Source organism: Nocardioides sp. CF8, from assembly GCF_000389985.1.
Lineage (GTDB): Bacteria > Actinomycetota > Actinomycetes > Propionibacteriales > Nocardioidaceae > Nocardioides > Nocardioides allogilvus.
In genome coordinates, this window is the sequence record NZ_CM001852.1 from 1 (window position 1) to 15172 (window position 15172).

The window sequence follows — 15172 nt, forward strand, 5'->3', positions numbered from 1 at the left end:
ATGAACCTGTCAGCCGAGTACACCTAGGCGGGGGAACCGAACGTTCCCGGGGGTTTCAGCGGCGCCGGAACAACGACGCCGGGTTGAACGGCGCGAGCGCGATCCGCCAGCCGGGTGCCTTCGAGGCGAGGCGGCGGCGCTGCTCGTCGACGCGGTCCCAGTAGGGCCCTGCCGAGACCGGCTCGCTGGGCGTGAACACCGCGACGTCCGCCTCCCGCGCGAGCTGGGGCGAGATGCCGAGGGCGAACGCCTGGGCGGGCCGCGTGCTCCGGGGAGGTACGGCGATGCCGAGGTCTCGCGCCGTGTCGAGCAGCTCCTCCCAGCCGCCGAGATAGGCGTCCGCGGCACGGGCGGCGGAGCGCCGGCGCGAGCGGCGCACGACCTTGGACACCGGGACCAGCGCGACCCCGGCCGGCACGAGCAGCCACAGCGGCCAGCGCGGGAGCGGCTCGTCCTGCGCGTCCTCGGCCCTCGTCTCGTCGGGCTCCGGTAGGTCCTCGGGGCGCTCCTGGTCCTGGGGCCGGGTCGTCTCGTTCCGCTCGGGAGGCAGCTTGACCGGCGCCAGCCTGGCGTCGTCGCGGCGGGGTGCCCGCCTGCCCATGAACTCGGAGGTGTCCAGCACCCGCCAGGACCCGTCCGCGACGCGGATCTCGACCCAGGCGTCGAGGTGCTTGCCCTTGATCACGCCCGCCTTGCTCAGCACGGTGCCCACCGCGACGCGCGCCGGGACGCCGAGCCGGTTGGCGAGGAGCGCCATCGTGGCGGCGTACTGCTCGTCGTTGCCGACCATCGCCGGGGCGTTGACGAATCCCTCGTCGAGGCGGATGGAGTCCTGGCCCGCCTCGAACTGCGTCTCCCACCCGAAGGCGCCGTCGCTGTAGCGCCCGCGCGTGCGCAACCGGTCGGCGATCTTGAAGACAGCCTGCATCGGCGTCCTCGCACCGAGCGACCAGGCCTGGGCCGGGATGTCGAGGAACGCTGCGGCGTCGACGAGGTCGGCGACAGGGGTGGGCCAGGGCCGGTTCTTCTCGCTGAGCCGGTCGGCGGCCGGGATGGCGGAGATGACGTAGTCCTCGCGGACGTCGAGGCCGCCGGGCAGCACGGCGGTGTCGGTGGTCCGGTTGTAGCGCAGGTCGGGCAGCCGGTCGCTGGCGTAGTCGTCGTAGAACTCGAACGCCTGCATCGCCCCGATCGTCGGCACCCAGGGCAGGTCCCAACGGCCGCGGACGAAGAACGTGAACAGCTGCTCCTCGCCGGCGGCGGGGTTGTCGATGCGCGAGGAGACGCGCAGGAAGCGGTCGGAGAAGTCGGTGGGGCTGGCGTCGTTGGCGGCGTACCAGCGGTTGCCGTCGTAGCGATCGAGCACAGCGACCCGCACCCGCGTGCCGGCCTGTGCGCCGCGCACGCGGAAGAGCTTGGTGTCGGTGAGGTTGTTGTAGACCCCCGGTCCCTGGTCGCGGAAGCGACGGAACGCCGACAGCGGGGTCTCGATGTAGGCCGCGTCGTAGGGCGCGACGGTCTCGCGCAGCACCAGCCGGCGGTCCGGGGCGATGGAGTCGAGGAAGGGCAACGTCGCCGCGGCCACCACCGCGACGACGACCAGCGCCGACACGACGCGGCCGAGGGGCACGACCCCGAGGCTGGGGTCGGCCTTGCGGCCGGCCTCGATCCGCATCCCGCGGTGGCCGATCCACGCCAGCGCGACGCCGCCGAAGGCGACGCCCTGCAGCACCACCGAGAACGCCTGCGCGAAGCCGAGGAACAGCACCAGGCCCAGCATCAGGAACAGCGGCACCGCCGGCAGCGCTGCCCGCCGGCTCCGCAGCGCCATGGCGGTGGCCGTGCAGCACAGGAAGTAGGTCAGGGCGAAGGGGATCAGCAGCACGGCCCCCGTGCTGTCGATCGGCGGCGCGGTCTCGACCAGCGCGCGCCACGACGTGGCGGTGCCGATCAGCACCCGGTTGATCACCTCGGCGTCCGGGACCCCGAGGAAGAGCCCGGCGGCCCCGAGCGCGACCCCGCCGGCGGTCAGGAGGTAGGGCACCACCATCGACTCCAGGACGATGTCCATCCCGAGTCGCACGGTGATGACCAGCAGGGCCCAGCCCATCCCGATCGCCGTGCCGGCTGCCGCGACGACGAGCCAGCGGTAGCCCGCGAACGTCGGCCAGAAGCCGCTGACCGCGATCGCCGTCAGCACCACGATCGCTGCCAGGTCGACGCCCGCATAACGCGGCAGCGGCCGCGTACGAAAGCTCACGAGGCAGCCGCCATGACGCCGGGGAGCTCGGCCAGCGAGCCGACCGTGACCAGCTCGTGGCCGTGCTGGCGCACCACCGACGGGGCATCGCCCGGGACGGCTCGCAGCACCACGCACCGGGTGTCGGCCGGCACGGAGACGAGGGCGACCGACAGTGCGTCGAGGTCGGTGTCGGACGCGCCGGTGACGACGAACAGCAGGCTGGTCTCGGGGGCCATGACCAGCGCCTGCTGCACCTGGCCGGCCAACGGCTCGGTGTCCGGCTCGCGCTGCACCCGGCAGGTGGCGTCGAGCACGACGCCCGTCGCCACGGCGGTGACCCGCTCGCTGCCGCTGAGCAGGCTGACGTCGTACTCCTCACGAGCCGCGCACATGACCAGGGACGCGGCGACGGAGACGGCGAGCTCGTAGTCCTCGTCGTCGCGGTAGGACGCGGGCGTGGAGTCGAGCACGACGGTCGCGTGGTTGCGTCGGGTGTCGTGGTACTGCCGCACCAACAGCTCGCCCGCGCGGGCCGAGGAGCGCCAGTGCACGTGGCGCAGGTCGTCGCCGGGGACGTATTCGCGCAGCGCGTGGAAGGACAGGTCGCTCATCGAGATGCGGTCGCTCGGCACCCCCTCGAGGTCGCGGACCTGCCCGGAGCCGAGGGTCGAGAGCAGGACCATCCGGGGGCGCACGTAGAGCTGGATCGGGTCGCACCAGCGCACTGTCCTGCGCAGCAGTCCGAGCGGATCGGAGCGTACGGCGACCGCCGGGCCGACCTCGAGGACGCCCCGCTCGAGGTCGTCGCCCACGGTGTCGTGGCTGCGCCGCTCCTGGGGCGGCAACGTCGGCATCCGCAGCCACCTGTCGCGCTCCCCGACGGGCAGGTGGACGAGCGGCTGCCACAGCGACAGCCGGCCCTCGTTGCGGACCGTGAGGGTGATCTCCACCTGGTCGCCCGCCATCGCGCGCGGCGGGCGCAGCGCGAGGGAGGCGTGCACGCGCATCGGGATCAGCAGCCAGGGCACCGCGAGCAGCACCGAGAGCCCGCACATCAGCGCGATCATCCGCAGCTCGACGATGTCGGTGCGCGCCGAGGCCGCCCAGGCGACGAGCGCGAGGGCGATGATCGCACGACCCGTGGCCGTCGGCACGCGCAGGAGCGCGAGCGCCCCGCGGGCCAGCCGGAGAAGCATCGTCAGTCGCGCGCGGTCGGGGGCTCGACGGAGCCCAGGAGCCGCTCGATCACGTCGTCGACCGAGACGCCGCTGAACTGCGCCTGCGGGTCGAGCAGCAGCCGGTGGCACAGCACCGGGGCTGCCAGGGTGGTGATGTCGGAGGGCAGCACGGTGGTCCGGCCGTCGGCGGCCGCCCACGTCTTGGCGACCCGGACCAGGGCCAGGCAGCCACGGGCGGAGAGACCCATCTTGACGTGCGGCAGCTCGCGGCTGGCCTCGGCGAGCTGGCGGACGTAGCGCACGACCGCGCGATCGACGTACACCTCACCGGCGAGGCGGGTGAGGTCGGTGACGACCTTGCGGCTGGCCACCGGGGTGACGAGCGAGGCGCGGTCGCGCACGGCCGAGCCGAGGAGCAGCTCCTCGGTGGCGGCGGCGTCGGGATAGCCGACGGAGGTCTTCATCAGGAAGCGGTCGAGCTGGGCCTCGGGCAGGCGGTAGGTGCCGGCCTGCTCGATCGGGTTCTGGGTGGCGATCACCATGAAGGGGTGCGGCACGTCGTGGGTGATGCCGTCGACGGTGACGTGCCCCTCCTCCATGACCTCGAGCAGCGCGGCCTGCGTCTTGGGCGAGGCGCGGTTGATCTCGTCGGCGAGGACGATGTCGTGGAAGATCGGGCCCTGGTGGAAGTCGAAGGTGCCCTTGTGCTGGTCGTAGACCGTCACCCCGGTGACGTCGGTGGGCAGCAGGTCGGGCGTGAACTGGATGCGCGCGTGCGTGCCCTCGATGGTGTTCGACAGCGCGCGGGCCAGCATGGTCTTGCCGGTCCCGGGCAGGTCCTCGAGCAGCAGGTGGCCCTCGGAGAGCAGGCAGGTCAGGGCGAGGCGGACGACGTGGTCCTTGCCGAGCACGGCCAGGCCGATGTTGTCGGCCATCCGGGTGAACGCCGAGGCGAACCACGTCGCCTGCTCGCTGGTGAGCGAACCGGTCGTGGTCGTCGCCGCACCCGGTGCGGTGCCCGTCGTGGCAGTCATGAGTCGTGAGCCCTTTCCAGCCTGATCGCCTGACACGATCCGGTCGAGTCGAAGGGTACGCGGGGTGACGGGGTGCGTACGGCGAGTGGCAGACTCGCGGCGTGAAATTCCCGTCCTCGTCCCCGGCCGGGCCGCTGGCCTGCCTGGTCGTCGCGGCGACGCTCGCCGGCCTCGCGGGCTGCTCCGAGCCCGAGCTGAGGGCGCAGGAGCTGCCGGTGGAGCCCACGCCCACCATCGCGCCGTACGACACGGCCGGCAGGGCGCCTGCTGGGCAGACCGCGCTGACGCTGGTCCCGGTCGACGCCAGCGTCGTGACCGTCACGGACTTCGACGAGTCGCGGGCGAGCCTGGGCGTGCCCGACCTGACCAGCGACGACCTGATGAGTGATCGCTCGGACTACTGGGAGCGCGCGCGTCGCGAGAGCGTGCTGCTGGCCGAGGGCATGCTGCTCGACGAGACCTCCCGGCTGATGCTCGACTACGGCTTCACCCAGGACGACGTCGACTGGGAGGCCCACTTCACGACGCCGGAGGGTCCGGGCTGGATCCTCGCGTTCCGGCCCGACCTCGACCTCGCGCCCGTGCAGCGTGCGGTGCGCGACGAGGTCGCGGGCCTGGGCGGAGGGGTCGTCGACCCCGAGCGACACCTCGTCTCGGTCGGGATCGCGGAGGACGGTGAGGACACGTGGGGCACCATCGGGGGCATCGCCGACCTGACCAGTGACGCACCGGCCGAGTCGGCGTACTACCGAGCCGGGTGCGTGCCGCTGGGCACCGCGCTCGGCCCGGACGCCGACATCGAGGACCAGGAGGCCGTGGTGGGCCAGCACGACCCGACCCTGCTGGACCCGCTCGCGAGGTTCGCGGTGAGCTTCGCCGACGGGGTGGCCACCGCACGGCTGGGCCTCGACCGCACCGACCTGTTCGCGCGCTCCGACCTCGCGGCCGACTTCCCCACCGTGGGCCCGATCGGCTTCTCGGACGCCTTCACCCTGCCCGTGGTCGACCCCTCGACCGGGCGCATCGGCTACGACGTCGCGGCTCCCGTCGCTGCGGCCACGGCGACGCTGACCGACCTGCTGCCGTTCGCGGTGTGCAACGAGGTCACGCCGATGGACGAGCCGACCGGCCTGTGACGAACCCGTGAGACGCCTGATCGCGCCGACCGCGCTCGCCCTCGTGCTCGTCGCTATCGCCGGCGCGCTGGGGGCCTGGCAGCTGAGGGCCTGGCAGGAGCGACGGGCCGCCGAGGCGCGTGACCTCACGCAGCTCGCGCCGGTCCCGCTGACCGACGTGATGGGGCCCGACGACCCGTTCCCCGGGACCGACCTGGGGCGTCCCGTGAGCATCACGGGCGAATGGCTGCCGCAGGGCGCCTTCTACGTCTCCGGGCGCGAGAGCGAGGGCCGCGACGGGCTGTGGCTCGTCGTCCCGCTCGCCGTGGGCGCGGCCACCGAGCCCGCCGTACCCGTCGTGGTGGGCTGGACGCCGGCCGAGGACGCCGCGCTCGTCCCGACCGGGACCGGGGAGGTGACGGGCTGGCTGCAGCCGCCCGAGGGCAACCTCTCGGTCGACGACGACCCCACCGACGACGTGGTCCCCCAGCTCCGCACCGCCGACGCCATCCAGCGCGTCGACAACGACCTCTACAGCGCCTACGTCGTCGCCACCACACCCGCTGCCGGGCTGGAGGCCGCGACCCTCGACTCGCTGCCCGAGGTCGGCACGTTCACCGCGCTGCGCAACCTGCTCTACGCCCTGGAGTGGTGGGTCTTCGGGGCCTTCGCCGCCTTCGTCTGGTGGCGGTGGGTCCGCGACGAGAAGGCCACCGAGCGCGTGACAGACTCGCCGTCGTGAAGGCTGCCCTGCTCCGCTACCGCGTCATGGCCACCGTCGTCGGTGTGCTGCTCATCGTGCTGTGCCTCATCGGCCTGCCGCTGCACTACGGCTACCTCCTCTTCCCCGACGCGATGCCGCAGGGCGGGAGCGCCTACGAGCTCGGTGCGGCCATCTCGCAGTACCTCGGCGTGGCCCACGGCTGGCTCTACCTCATCTTCTTGATCATGGCCTTCCTGCTGGGCCGCCGGGCCGGGTGGGACATGCCGTTCCTGGTCGTCACCCTGCTGTGCGGCACCGTGCCGATCCTGTCGTTCTGGGCCGAGCACCGCGCCACCCAGCGGGTGCGAGCCGAGCACCCCGAGCTGGCCTGACGCCGGTGACCACGGCGTTCGTGCTCGGCGGTGGCGGCGTGCTCGGCGCCGTCGAGGTGGGTATGCTCCGCGCCCTCTTCGAGCGCGGCATCGTCCCCGACCTCGTGCTCGGCACCAGCGTCGGCGCCCTCAACGGCGCGATGGTCGCCCGCGACCCGTCGATCGGCGTGATCGACCGGCTGACGGACCTGTGGGCCGCGACCGCGCAGTCGCGGACCACCGACGGCAGCGAGCTGTTCCGCGACCGGCCGTTGCGGACCGTCCGCCGCGTGGTGGCCACCGGCGGCACCCACGTCTTCTCCGCCAAGCCGCTGCGCGAACGCCTCGTCGACGAGTTCGGCGACCTCACCTTCGAGGACCTCCCGGTCACCTTCGGCGTCTGCGCCGCCAGCATCGAGCGCGCTGCCGAGCACTGGTTCACCAGCGGTCCGCTCGTGCCCGCCATCGTCGCCAGCGCCGCCGTCCCTGGCCTGCTGCCGCCCGCGAAGGCGACGACGGAGTACGGCGAGGAGCACTTCCTCGACGGTGGCATCGTCAACTCCATCCCGGTGGGGCGGGCGGTGGGGCTGGGCGCGACCCGGATCTTCGTGCTGCAGGTCGGCCGGATGGACCGGCCGCTGGTGGCGCCGAAGCGGCCCTGGGAGGTCGCCCGCGTCAGCTTCGAGGTGGCACGCCGCCACCGCTTCCAGCGCGAGCTGGCCGAGATCCCCGACGGCGTCGAGGCCCACGTGCTGCCGGCCGCCGGCACGTCGCCCAAGGACGACAGCATGCTCGCCTTCCGCGACTTCGACTCCGTGCAACGGCGCATCGACTCGACGTACGACGCCTCGCTGGCCTATCTCGACGAGCACCTGCCGACATGACGGGCCCGCACGTGGACCGGGGGCCGGGGTGATCTGGGCACTGCGGCGCCTCGTGCTCGCGCCCGCCCTCGTGCTGCTGACGGCGCTCCTGTGGGTGAGCCTGCCGCTGTGGCTGATCGTCGCGGCCGCCCTGTCGCCGCTTGTGCCCGGCCGCTGGCGGGCGTTGCGCCTGCTGTGGGTGGTGATCCTCTACCTCACGGCCGAGTCGTTGCTGCTGCTCGTGCTGCTGGGGCTGTGGGTGGCGTCCGGCTTCGGGTGGCGGATCAGGTCGCCGTACTTCGCGGGCATCCACTACGACCTCGTGCAGTTCGTGCTGGTGCTGTTCGTGCGCGAGTCGCGCCGCGTGCTCGCCCTGAAGATCCGCACCGACGGGCCGAGTCCCGCCGTCCACCCGGACCGGCCGATCCTGGTCTGCTGCCGGCACGCGGGGCCGGGCGACTCGTTCCTGCTGATGTATGCCCTGCTGCACTGGTATGCCCGCGAGCCGCGCGTGGTGCTCAAGGACACCTTGGCGTGGGACCCGGCGATCGACGTGCTGCTCAACCGCATCCCGGCGTCCTTCATCTCCCCCGACCCGGGGCCGGGTGAGGAGTTCGAGAGCAAGATCGCGCGCCTGGCCGCCGGGCTCGACTCCAACGACGCGTTCGTGATCTTCCCCGAGGGCGGGAACTTCTCGCCCGGTCGCCGCGACCGCGCCATCGCCCGGCTGCGCAAGCTCGGGCTGGAGAAGATGGCCGAGCGGGCCGAGGAGATGACCCACGTGCTCGCGCCCCGGCCCGGCGGCTTCCTGGCGGCCCTCGACGCGGCTCCCGAGGCCGACGTCGTGCTCGTCGCCCACACCGGGCTCGACCACCTCGTCACCGTCGCCGACCTCTGGCGCGAGCTGCCGATGGACAAGGAGCTCGTCATGCGCTGGTGGGAGGTGCCCCGCTCCGAGATCCCGGCCGGTCGCGAGGAGCGGATCGACTGGCTCTTCGAGCGGTGGGCGCGGATCGACGCCTGGATCGACCACAACAAGCCGAAGGACCTCCCCCGGCACTGACGGTGCGCGGGAGAGGTCCTGGGGATGGTGCTGTCAGTGCCTGTTCTCCGGCACGTCGTCGACGTCGATGATCTCCGCCGGGTGGTCGGGCGTGGTGATGTCGTGCGGCGTCTCGGCCGCGTCGCTGATCGCCTCGCCCGGGGCGCCACCGGCGACGTCGTGGTTGGTCTCGTCACCCACCGGCGAGCCCGTGGACTGCGGGGCGGCCGGGGTCACGGGTGCGGCGGCCGCGGGCGGGGTGGCCGGAGCCGGGGGCGGCGGGGTCGGCACGTAGGACGACTGCCAGTTGTTGGTGCCCGAGGACTGCTGGCGCAGCTTGGAGAACACCACGCCGCCGATGGCCAGCAGGCCACCGAGGAACAGCACCTTCTTGAGCTTCGAGCCCGACGGCTCGGGCTCGTGGCGCAGCTCCGAGAGCTTCGCGGCCGCGACCTCCCGGGAGGCAGCAGCCCGCTCGGCGGCGACGGCCGCGCCCGCGGACGCCTTCTCGGCGGCGATGGCGCGGCCCTCGGCGAGCCGCGGCGCGGTCCGGTCGCGGGCGTCCTGCAGGAGGGGTACGGCGCGGTCGCGGGCGTCGGCCAGGGCGGGCCCTGCCTTGTCGCGTGCGTCGGTGATGGCGGGTCCGGCCTTGTCCCGCGCGGACTCCAGCGCCGCCTCGAGCTGCGGGATGACGTTGTCGGCGACGGACTCGACGTAGTCGGTGGCCCGGTCGATGAGCGACTTCTGCTTGCGGATTCGCATGCGTGTCCTCCTAGAGATTGGTGACTCCATCTCACCATGCACCTCAAGGGGCGACCAGCCCCCGCCGGGGTGAGGGGTGCCATGGCAGGATCGGTGCGTTGACTTCACCCCACGCGAGAGGCATCACCATGGCGGACCCGAAGGCCACCCTGAAGACCAACCAGGGTGACATCGTCATCAACCTGTTCCCCAACCACGCTCCCGAGACGGTCGACAACTTCGTCGGTCTCGCCGAGGGCACCAAGGACTACTCGGCCGGCGACCGTTCCGGCCCGTTCTACGACGGCCTCGGCTTCCACCGGGTCATCGAGGGCTTCATGATCCAGGGCGGCTGCCCCCAGGGCACCGGCACCGGCGGCCCGGGCTACACGTTCAAGGACGAGGTCCACCCCGAGCTCGTCTTCGACAAGCCCTACCTCCTCGCCATGGCCAACGCCGGCCCGGGCACCAACGGCTCGCAGTTCTTCATCACCCTCGGTGCCACCCCGTGGCTGAACCGCAAGCACACGATCTTCGGCGAGGTCGCCGACCAGTCGTCGCGCGACGTCGTGGACAAGATCGGTGCGACGCGCACCGGCGCGGGCGACCGTCCGGTCGACGCGGTCGTCATCGAGTCCGTGACGATCGAGCGCTGAACCACCACCCATGAGTGACACGTCCGCGACCGGTGTGCCGACCTGTTATCGGCACGCCGATCGCGAGACGTGGATCCGTTGCCAGCGCTGTGAGCGCCCGATCTGCCCCGACTGCATGCGCGACGCTGCGGTCGGGTTCCAGTGCCCGTCGTGCGTGAGCGAGGGTGCCAAGCAGACGCGCACCGGCCGCACGGCGTACGGCGGCTCCCGCTCCGGCAACCCGGCCCTGACCTCCATGGTGCTGATCGCGACCAACGTCGCGGTCTGGCTGGCGATCGTGGCGACCGGCTGGCAGCAGAGCGAGCTGATCCGGCGCCTCGCGCTCACCCCGCTCGGCACCTGCGAGTCCGAGCAGGGCGGCTACTACCCCAACATCACCTCGCGGGTGGACTGCCAGTTCTACGCCAACGCCGACGGTGTCTGGGTGCCCGGCGTCGCCGACGGCGCCATCTGGCAGCTGCTGACGAGCGCGTTCACCCACGTCGACATCTGGCACATCGGCTTCAACATGCTGGCCCTGTGGGTGCTCGGTCCCCAGCTCGAGATGGCCATCGGCCGGGCCCGCTTCCTGTCGCTCTACTTCCTGTCCGCGCTCGCCGGCTCGACCACCGTCTACTGGCTGGCCGCCGAGAACGGCGCCACGCTCGGTGCCTCGGGTGCCGTCTTCGGGCTGATGGGAGCGCTGCTCGTCATCGCCTTCAAGGTCGGCGGCGACGTACGCAACATCCTCACCTGGATCGGCATCAACGCCGTGATCACGGTGCTCGGCGCCCAGTTCATCTCCTGGCAGGCCCACCTCGGCGGACTCCTCGGCGGGATGGCGATCGCTGCCGTCCTCGTCTACTCCCCCCGCCCCCGCCGCACCCGGCTCCAGGCCCTCGGCCTGCTCGGGCTGCTCGCGGTCCTCGGCGCACTGATCGTGCTGCGCACCGCCGCCCTCGTCTGAGCCCCGGCCCCTCTTCCTCCCGCCCTGCGCGGCGGTGAGTGAGTCACCTTCCGCACGCCGAAAAGGTGGCTCACGCACCGCTGGACGACGGCGCCGTGGCGGGGGCTGTTCATGCACAGCTGTGGACTCACCTGTGGATAACTACAGACGTGTAGTTCCCCCGTGGTGGGCCACGATGGCGAAGGTGCGGCGGCTCTCGGGATCCGTCATACCGACCCCGAGGAATGGGTTGCGGTTCGTATGACGGATGCCCCCGGGCACCGGAAATGCCGACAGCCGCCGCCCCCGAGGGGACAGCGGCTGCCGGACGAGGTCGTGCGGGTGACTCACTCCCAGCGCGTGGCGAACGAGAAGCCGACCGCCATGAAGGCGATGCCGACCATCAGGTTCCACTGGCCGAGGTCGTTGAAGACCGGCAGGGCCGAGAGGTCGTCGGAGAAGACGTAGAACGTGCAGATCCACAGCAGGCCGATCAGGAAGCAGCCGAGCATGCCGACCACGACGCCGCGGCCGCGGCCGAGCGGGGTGACGGGGTGGGCGGCGATCGCCAGGCCGACGAGCAGGGCGCCGAAGCCGATCGCGTAGTTCCACAGCTCGAGGTCGGCGATCGCCTTGGGGCTGCCCGTGGGGGCCGGGAACACCGTCGGGTCGGGGCGGACGCTGAGGTAGTAGAACAGGATCCACGCGATGCCGGCCACGATCAGCAGCAGCGACAGGATGAACCTCACCGACACGATCTTCGCCTCGGTCTCGACGTACGTCGCGTTGGACTTGGCCACAACACACTCCTGCTCGATTTTCACACCGTGGTCATACGGACGGCGGGGGCACCCACCGGGGAGCTAGCGTAGTCGCCATGGCCCCGGACTCCGATTCTCACCCCACCCACGGGAGCGGCGGCACACACCAGCGCTCCCGCTCGGCGTGGGCGTGGCGGATCGGCACGCCGGTGATGGTGCTGCTGTCGGGGGTGCTGTTCGCCATCAGCGCCGAGCACAGCGGCGGCACCGACCTGCGCGGCGGGCGCTACACCGACTTCGCGTCGGTGGTGAAGGTGCAGCGCGAGGACACCAACGAGCTCACCGCCGAGGTCTCCCGCCTCGGCTCCGAGATCGAGCGGCTCAGTGCGGGCCTGGGCGATCGCAGCGTCAACCGTGCGCAGCGCGAGGTCGAGACGCTCTCCGACCCGGCGGGCCTCACGCCCCGGACCGGGCCGGCCGTCAAGGTGACGCTGGACGACGCCCCCGAGGAGATCCTCGCCGACGAGAGCCGCGACCCCCTCGACGTGATCGTGCACCAGCAGGACATCCAGGCCGTCGTCAACGCCATGTGGCGAGCCGGCGCGGAGGCCGTCACGATCCAGGGCCAGCGCCTGATCACCACCACCGGCATCAAGTGCGACGGCAACCTCGTCAGCCTGCAGGGCGTGCCCTACTACCCGCCCTACGAGATCGTCGGCATCGGCCTGCCCGCGCTGATGCTCGACTCCCTCGACGGTGACAACTACCTCGACATCTACCGCGAGGCCGCCGCCGATCCACGCGGTGGTGTGTCGTACGCCGCCGAGGTGGTCCCGCACGCGATCGCGCCGGGCTACCAGGGGCTGCTCGACCTCACCTACGCGACGCCGCTGCCCACGACCAGCTGACCGGCGCGGGTCCGTGCCGTGGGGCCGCGACCCGGCAGCTCGGGTGCCCATCGGGGCCGTCAAGGCCGCCCCTCGCGATAGTTCAGTGAGACTTTGTCGTGCTCACCGCCTGTGAGTACAAACTCCCACTCAACTACCCCGATCCCGATGGTCCCGGCCGATCCCGATGGTCGCGCGGGTCAGCTCCGGCGGAGCAAGGGGGTCGTCGGTGCGGCCGCCGGCGTGGTGGGTGTCTCCGTCGGCACGGGCAGGGGCGTCTCGGTCGGGGTCGGCGTCTCGGTGGGCGCCGGCGTCTCGACCGGGGGCTCGTAGATCGACACGAAGATGGTGATGGTGTCGCCCTGGTCGGCCGTGCCGTCGGCCGGGATCTGGCGGATCACGGTCTTCTTCGGCTCGGTCGTCTCGGCCGTCTCCACGACCTCCGGCTCGAAGCCTGCCTGCCGGATCGCACGCTCGGCCTCGCCCTGGCGCATCCCGACGACGTTGGGCACGCCCTCGGGTCCCTCGGAGATGAACAAGGTGACGACGGTGCCCTCGGCGACGCGCTGGCCGCTGGCGGGCTCGGTCCGGACGACGTTGTCCTTCGGTTCGTCGGACTCCTCGGTCTCGAACTTCACCTTGAGGTCGTTGCTCTCGATCACGGTCCGCGCGCTGTCCTTGGGCTGGCCAAGGACATAGGGCACGTCCGTCTCCGGCACGCCGAGCGACAAGGTGAAGTCGACGGCGGTGCCCGGCGGGACGTAGAGGTCGCGGTTGGGGCTCTGCTCGATGACCTGGTCGGCCGGCACCGTCTCCGAGGACTCCCGGTCGATGGTCCCGACCGCCAGCCCGGCCTCGCGGATCGCCGCGCGGGCCTCGTTCTGGGTCAGCCCCACCAGGGCCGGCACCTGCTCGTCGTCGACCGGCTCCTCGAAGAGCCCGGGCAGGATGTAGGCCGCACCCGCGATCACCAGGATGGCCAGGAAGCCGATGAGCACCATCAGCCCGCTCCGGCCACCACGACCGCCCCGGCCGGGAGGCGCGCCGGCCGGCACCGCGGTCATGCCGGTCGCGGTGGTGGAGATGACCTGGGTCGGGTGCGCGGCCGGGGCCACGTCGTCGACCGGCGCCAATGGCGGCGGTGCGGCCTGGATCGGGTGGCCGGCGAGGTAGCGCTCGATGTCGGCGCGCATCGCGGCCGCGCTCTGGTAGCGGTCCTCGACGCGCTTGGCCAGCGACTTGAGCACGATCGCGTCGATCTCGGGGTCGAGCTGGTCGTCGTGGTCCGACGGGGGAGCGGGGTTCTCGCGCACGTGCTGGTAGGCGACCGCGACCGGGCTGTCGCCGACGAAGGGCGGCCTGCCGGTGAGCAGCTCGTAGAGCAGGCAGCCGGTGGAGTAGACGTCCGAGCGCGAGTCGACGGTCTCGCCGCGCGCCTGCTCGGGCGAGAGGTACTGCGCCGTACCGACCACCGCGGCGGTCTGGGTCATGGTCGAGCTGGCGTCGGAGACGGCCCGGGCGATGCCGAAGTCCATCACCTTGACGTCGCCGGCCGGCGTGAGCATGACGTTGGCGGGCTTGATGTCGCGGTGGATGATCCCGGTGCGGTGGCTGTAGTCGAGGGCGGCCAGCACGTCGCTGGTGATCTCGAGGGCACGCTCGGGCAGGATCTTGCGCCCTTCGCGGATGATGTCGCGCAGGGTCCGGCCCTGCACGCACTCCATCACGATGTAGGGCTGGGCGACGTCGGAGCCGTCGGTCGACATCTCCTCGCCGGTGTCGTAGACCGACACGATCGAGGGGTGGTTGAGCGAGGCCGACGACTGCGCCTCACGGCGGAACCGGGCCTGGAAGGTCGCGTCGCTGGCGAGATCGGTGCGCAGCCGCTTGACCGCGACGGTCCGGCCCAGCCGGGTGTCGCGGGCCTTGCGGACCTCGGCCATGCCGCCGCGTCCCAGCAGGTCGCCGAGCTCGTAGCGGCCACCGATCAGGGTGGGCTCAGTGCTCATCGGTCGCCTCCGGCTCCATGCTCATTGCTCGCGCCGCCTCTCACTGGCTGGACGTTTCGGTCGGGGCAGTGGTCTCGGTCGGGGTCTCGGTGAGGGTCTCGGTCGGCACCTCGGTGGGCACCGGGGTGGGTTCCTCGCTGGGGCTCTCCTCCGGCTCCTTCGGCGCCTTGCCCCAGTAGGTCACGGTGACCCGGTCACCCTCGACCAGCGTGCCTGACGGGTTCACACCGGCGACGGTGCCCTCGACCTCGCCCCCGGGGTTCTCGAGCTTCTCCCGCGTGACCTGGAGCCCGAGGTCCTTCAGCGCGGACTGGACCTCCCCGATCTCGCGGCCGATGTAGTCGGACTCGTCGACCTCGATGCTCGCCACCGTCGGCTCCTGCGTCTCGGGCGTGGCGCTCGGCGGCTCGGTCTGGGTGCGGGTCTGGCTGGGGGAGCGCCGGTTGTCGGGCTGGTCGTCGGTGTCGTCGGCGCCGCCCAGGATCTGCCAGATGATCAGCGCAGCGGCGACCAGCACGGCGCCGAGCAGGAACCACGGCACCACGTTGGTACGGCGCTGCGCCGGTGCGGCCACGGGCGTCGCCGGCAGGACGGTCGTCTCGGGCGGTGGCTCCGCAACTGTTCCGGGCGGGGGAACGGTTGCTG

15 protein-coding genes are annotated in these 15172 nt (G+C 71.9%); 8 read left to right on the plus strand and 7 right to left on the minus strand.

Annotated features, from left to right (window positions below; translation table 11 throughout):
* Nucleotides 1-55: 55 nt before the first annotated feature.
* From CF8_RS00005 to CF8_RS00015, 3 genes are read right to left on the minus strand one after another with little or no spacing between them, the layout of a single operon-like run.
* A complete protein-coding gene (locus tag CF8_RS00005; RefSeq protein WP_036489882.1) occupies nucleotides 56-2260 on the minus strand; it encodes a transglutaminase-like domain-containing protein in 2205 nt (734 codons plus the stop codon).
* A complete protein-coding gene (locus tag CF8_RS00010) occupies nucleotides 2257-3438 on the minus strand; it encodes a DUF58 domain-containing protein (RefSeq protein WP_010831097.1) in 1182 nt (393 codons plus the stop codon). The genes CF8_RS00005 and CF8_RS00010 overlap by 4 nt, the downstream gene beginning before the upstream one ends.
* A gap of 2 nt (nucleotides 3439-3440) precedes the next feature.
* Nucleotides 3441-4454: an AAA family ATPase gene (locus CF8_RS00015; RefSeq protein ID WP_010831098.1), complete on the minus strand. Its 1014-nt coding sequence runs from the start codon at nucleotides 4452-4454 to the stop codon at nucleotides 3441-3443.
* A gap of 101 nt (nucleotides 4455-4555) precedes the next feature.
* Between CF8_RS00015 and CF8_RS00020 the strand changes: the two genes are divergently transcribed.
* The 5 genes from CF8_RS00020 to CF8_RS00040 are packed head-to-tail and all read left to right on the plus strand — an operon-like array spanning nucleotide 4556 to nucleotide 8569.
* Nucleotides 4556-5590: a hypothetical protein gene (locus CF8_RS00020; protein WP_010831099.1), complete on the plus strand. Its 1035-nt coding sequence runs from the start codon at nucleotides 4556-4558 to the stop codon at nucleotides 5588-5590.
* A gap of 7 nt (nucleotides 5591-5597) precedes the next feature.
* Nucleotides 5598-6311, plus strand: a complete 714-nt coding sequence (locus CF8_RS00025; RefSeq protein ID WP_010831100.1) for an SURF1 family protein — start codon at nucleotides 5598-5600, stop codon at nucleotides 6309-6311.
* On the plus strand, nucleotides 6308-6664 hold the full coding sequence (locus CF8_RS00030) for a DUF3817 domain-containing protein (protein ID WP_010831101.1): 357 nt from the start codon (nucleotides 6308-6310) through the stop codon (nucleotides 6662-6664). Before CF8_RS00025 ends, CF8_RS00030 begins: the two co-directional genes overlap by 4 nt.
* A 5-nt stretch (nucleotides 6665-6669) precedes the next feature.
* Nucleotides 6670-7527: a patatin-like phospholipase family protein gene (locus CF8_RS00035; protein ID WP_010831102.1), complete on the plus strand. Its 858-nt coding sequence runs from the start codon at nucleotides 6670-6672 to the stop codon at nucleotides 7525-7527.
* 28 nt (nucleotides 7528-7555) lie between these two features.
* Entirely contained in the window at nucleotides 7556-8569 is a 1014-nt protein-coding gene (locus CF8_RS00040) for a 1-acyl-sn-glycerol-3-phosphate acyltransferase (protein ID WP_010831103.1), read from the plus strand.
* Between the two features lie 33 nt (nucleotides 8570-8602).
* Here the strand turns inward: CF8_RS00040 and CF8_RS00045 are convergent, their stop codons facing one another.
* Nucleotides 8603-9310 carry a hypothetical protein gene (locus CF8_RS00045; protein WP_010831104.1) on the minus strand — a complete coding sequence of 236 codons (708 nt, stop codon included), beginning with the start codon at nucleotides 9308-9310 and terminating at the stop codon, nucleotides 8603-8605.
* Nucleotides 9311-9438: 128 nt separating this feature from the next.
* On the opposite strand from CF8_RS00045, the gene CF8_RS00050 reads away from it, so the two are divergent.
* Together CF8_RS00050 and CF8_RS00055 are read left to right on the plus strand one after the other, a co-directional pair.
* On the plus strand, nucleotides 9439-9945 hold the full coding sequence (locus CF8_RS00050; RefSeq protein WP_010831105.1) for a peptidylprolyl isomerase: 507 nt from the start codon (nucleotides 9439-9441) through the stop codon (nucleotides 9943-9945).
* Nucleotides 9946-9955: 10 nt separating this feature from the next.
* Entirely contained in the window at nucleotides 9956-10891 is a 936-nt protein-coding gene (locus tag CF8_RS00055) for a rhomboid family intramembrane serine protease (protein ID WP_036489885.1), read from the plus strand.
* A gap of 326 nt (nucleotides 10892-11217) precedes the next feature.
* Here CF8_RS00055 and CF8_RS00060 read toward each other — a convergent pair whose 3' ends face one another.
* Nucleotides 11218-11670: a cell division protein CrgA gene (locus CF8_RS00060; RefSeq protein WP_010831107.1), complete on the minus strand. Its 453-nt coding sequence runs from the start codon at nucleotides 11668-11670 to the stop codon at nucleotides 11218-11220.
* Nucleotides 11671-11747: 77 nt separating this feature from the next.
* On the opposite strand from CF8_RS00060, the gene CF8_RS00065 reads away from it, so the two are divergent.
* On the plus strand, nucleotides 11748-12539 hold the full coding sequence (locus tag CF8_RS00065) for a DUF881 domain-containing protein (protein ID WP_084622727.1): 792 nt from the start codon (nucleotides 11748-11750) through the stop codon (nucleotides 12537-12539).
* Between the two features lie 179 nt (nucleotides 12540-12718).
* Here CF8_RS00065 and pknB read toward each other — a convergent pair whose 3' ends face one another.
* Together pknB and CF8_RS00075 are read right to left on the minus strand one after the other, a co-directional pair.
* On the minus strand, nucleotides 12719-14527 hold the full coding sequence (gene pknB, locus CF8_RS00070) for a Stk1 family PASTA domain-containing Ser/Thr kinase (protein WP_010831109.1): 1809 nt from the start codon (nucleotides 14525-14527) through the stop codon (nucleotides 12719-12721).
* 40 nt (nucleotides 14528-14567) lie between these two features.
* Nucleotides 14568-15172: PASTA domain-containing protein (locus tag CF8_RS00075; protein ID WP_010831110.1), on the minus strand; the 605-nt coding region annotated here is incomplete at its 5' end.

Bases quoted from the DNA above. Each gene is read 5' to 3' on its own strand.
- CF8_RS00015 (WP_010831098.1), bottom strand. From the start codon at position 4,454: ATGACTGCCACGACGGGCACCGCACCGGGTGCGGCGACGACCACGACC.
- pknB (WP_010831109.1), bottom strand. From the start codon at position 14,527: ATGAGCACTGAGCCCACCCTGATCGGTGGCCGCTACGAGCTCGGCGAC.
- CF8_RS00045 (WP_010831104.1), bottom strand. From the start codon at position 9,310: ATGCGAATCCGCAAGCAGAAGTCGCTCATCGACCGGGCCACCGACTAC.
- CF8_RS00065 (WP_084622727.1), top strand. From the start codon at position 11,748: ATGGCCCCGGACTCCGATTCTCACCCCACCCACGGGAGCGGCGGCACA.
- CF8_RS00050 (WP_010831105.1), top strand. From the start codon at position 9,439: ATGGCGGACCCGAAGGCCACCCTGAAGACCAACCAGGGTGACATCGTC.
- CF8_RS00055 (WP_036489885.1), top strand. From the start codon at position 9,956: ATGAGTGACACGTCCGCGACCGGTGTGCCGACCTGTTATCGGCACGCC.
- CF8_RS00010 (WP_010831097.1), bottom strand. From the start codon at position 3,438: ATGCTTCTCCGGCTGGCCCGCGGGGCGCTCGCGCTCCTGCGCGTGCCG.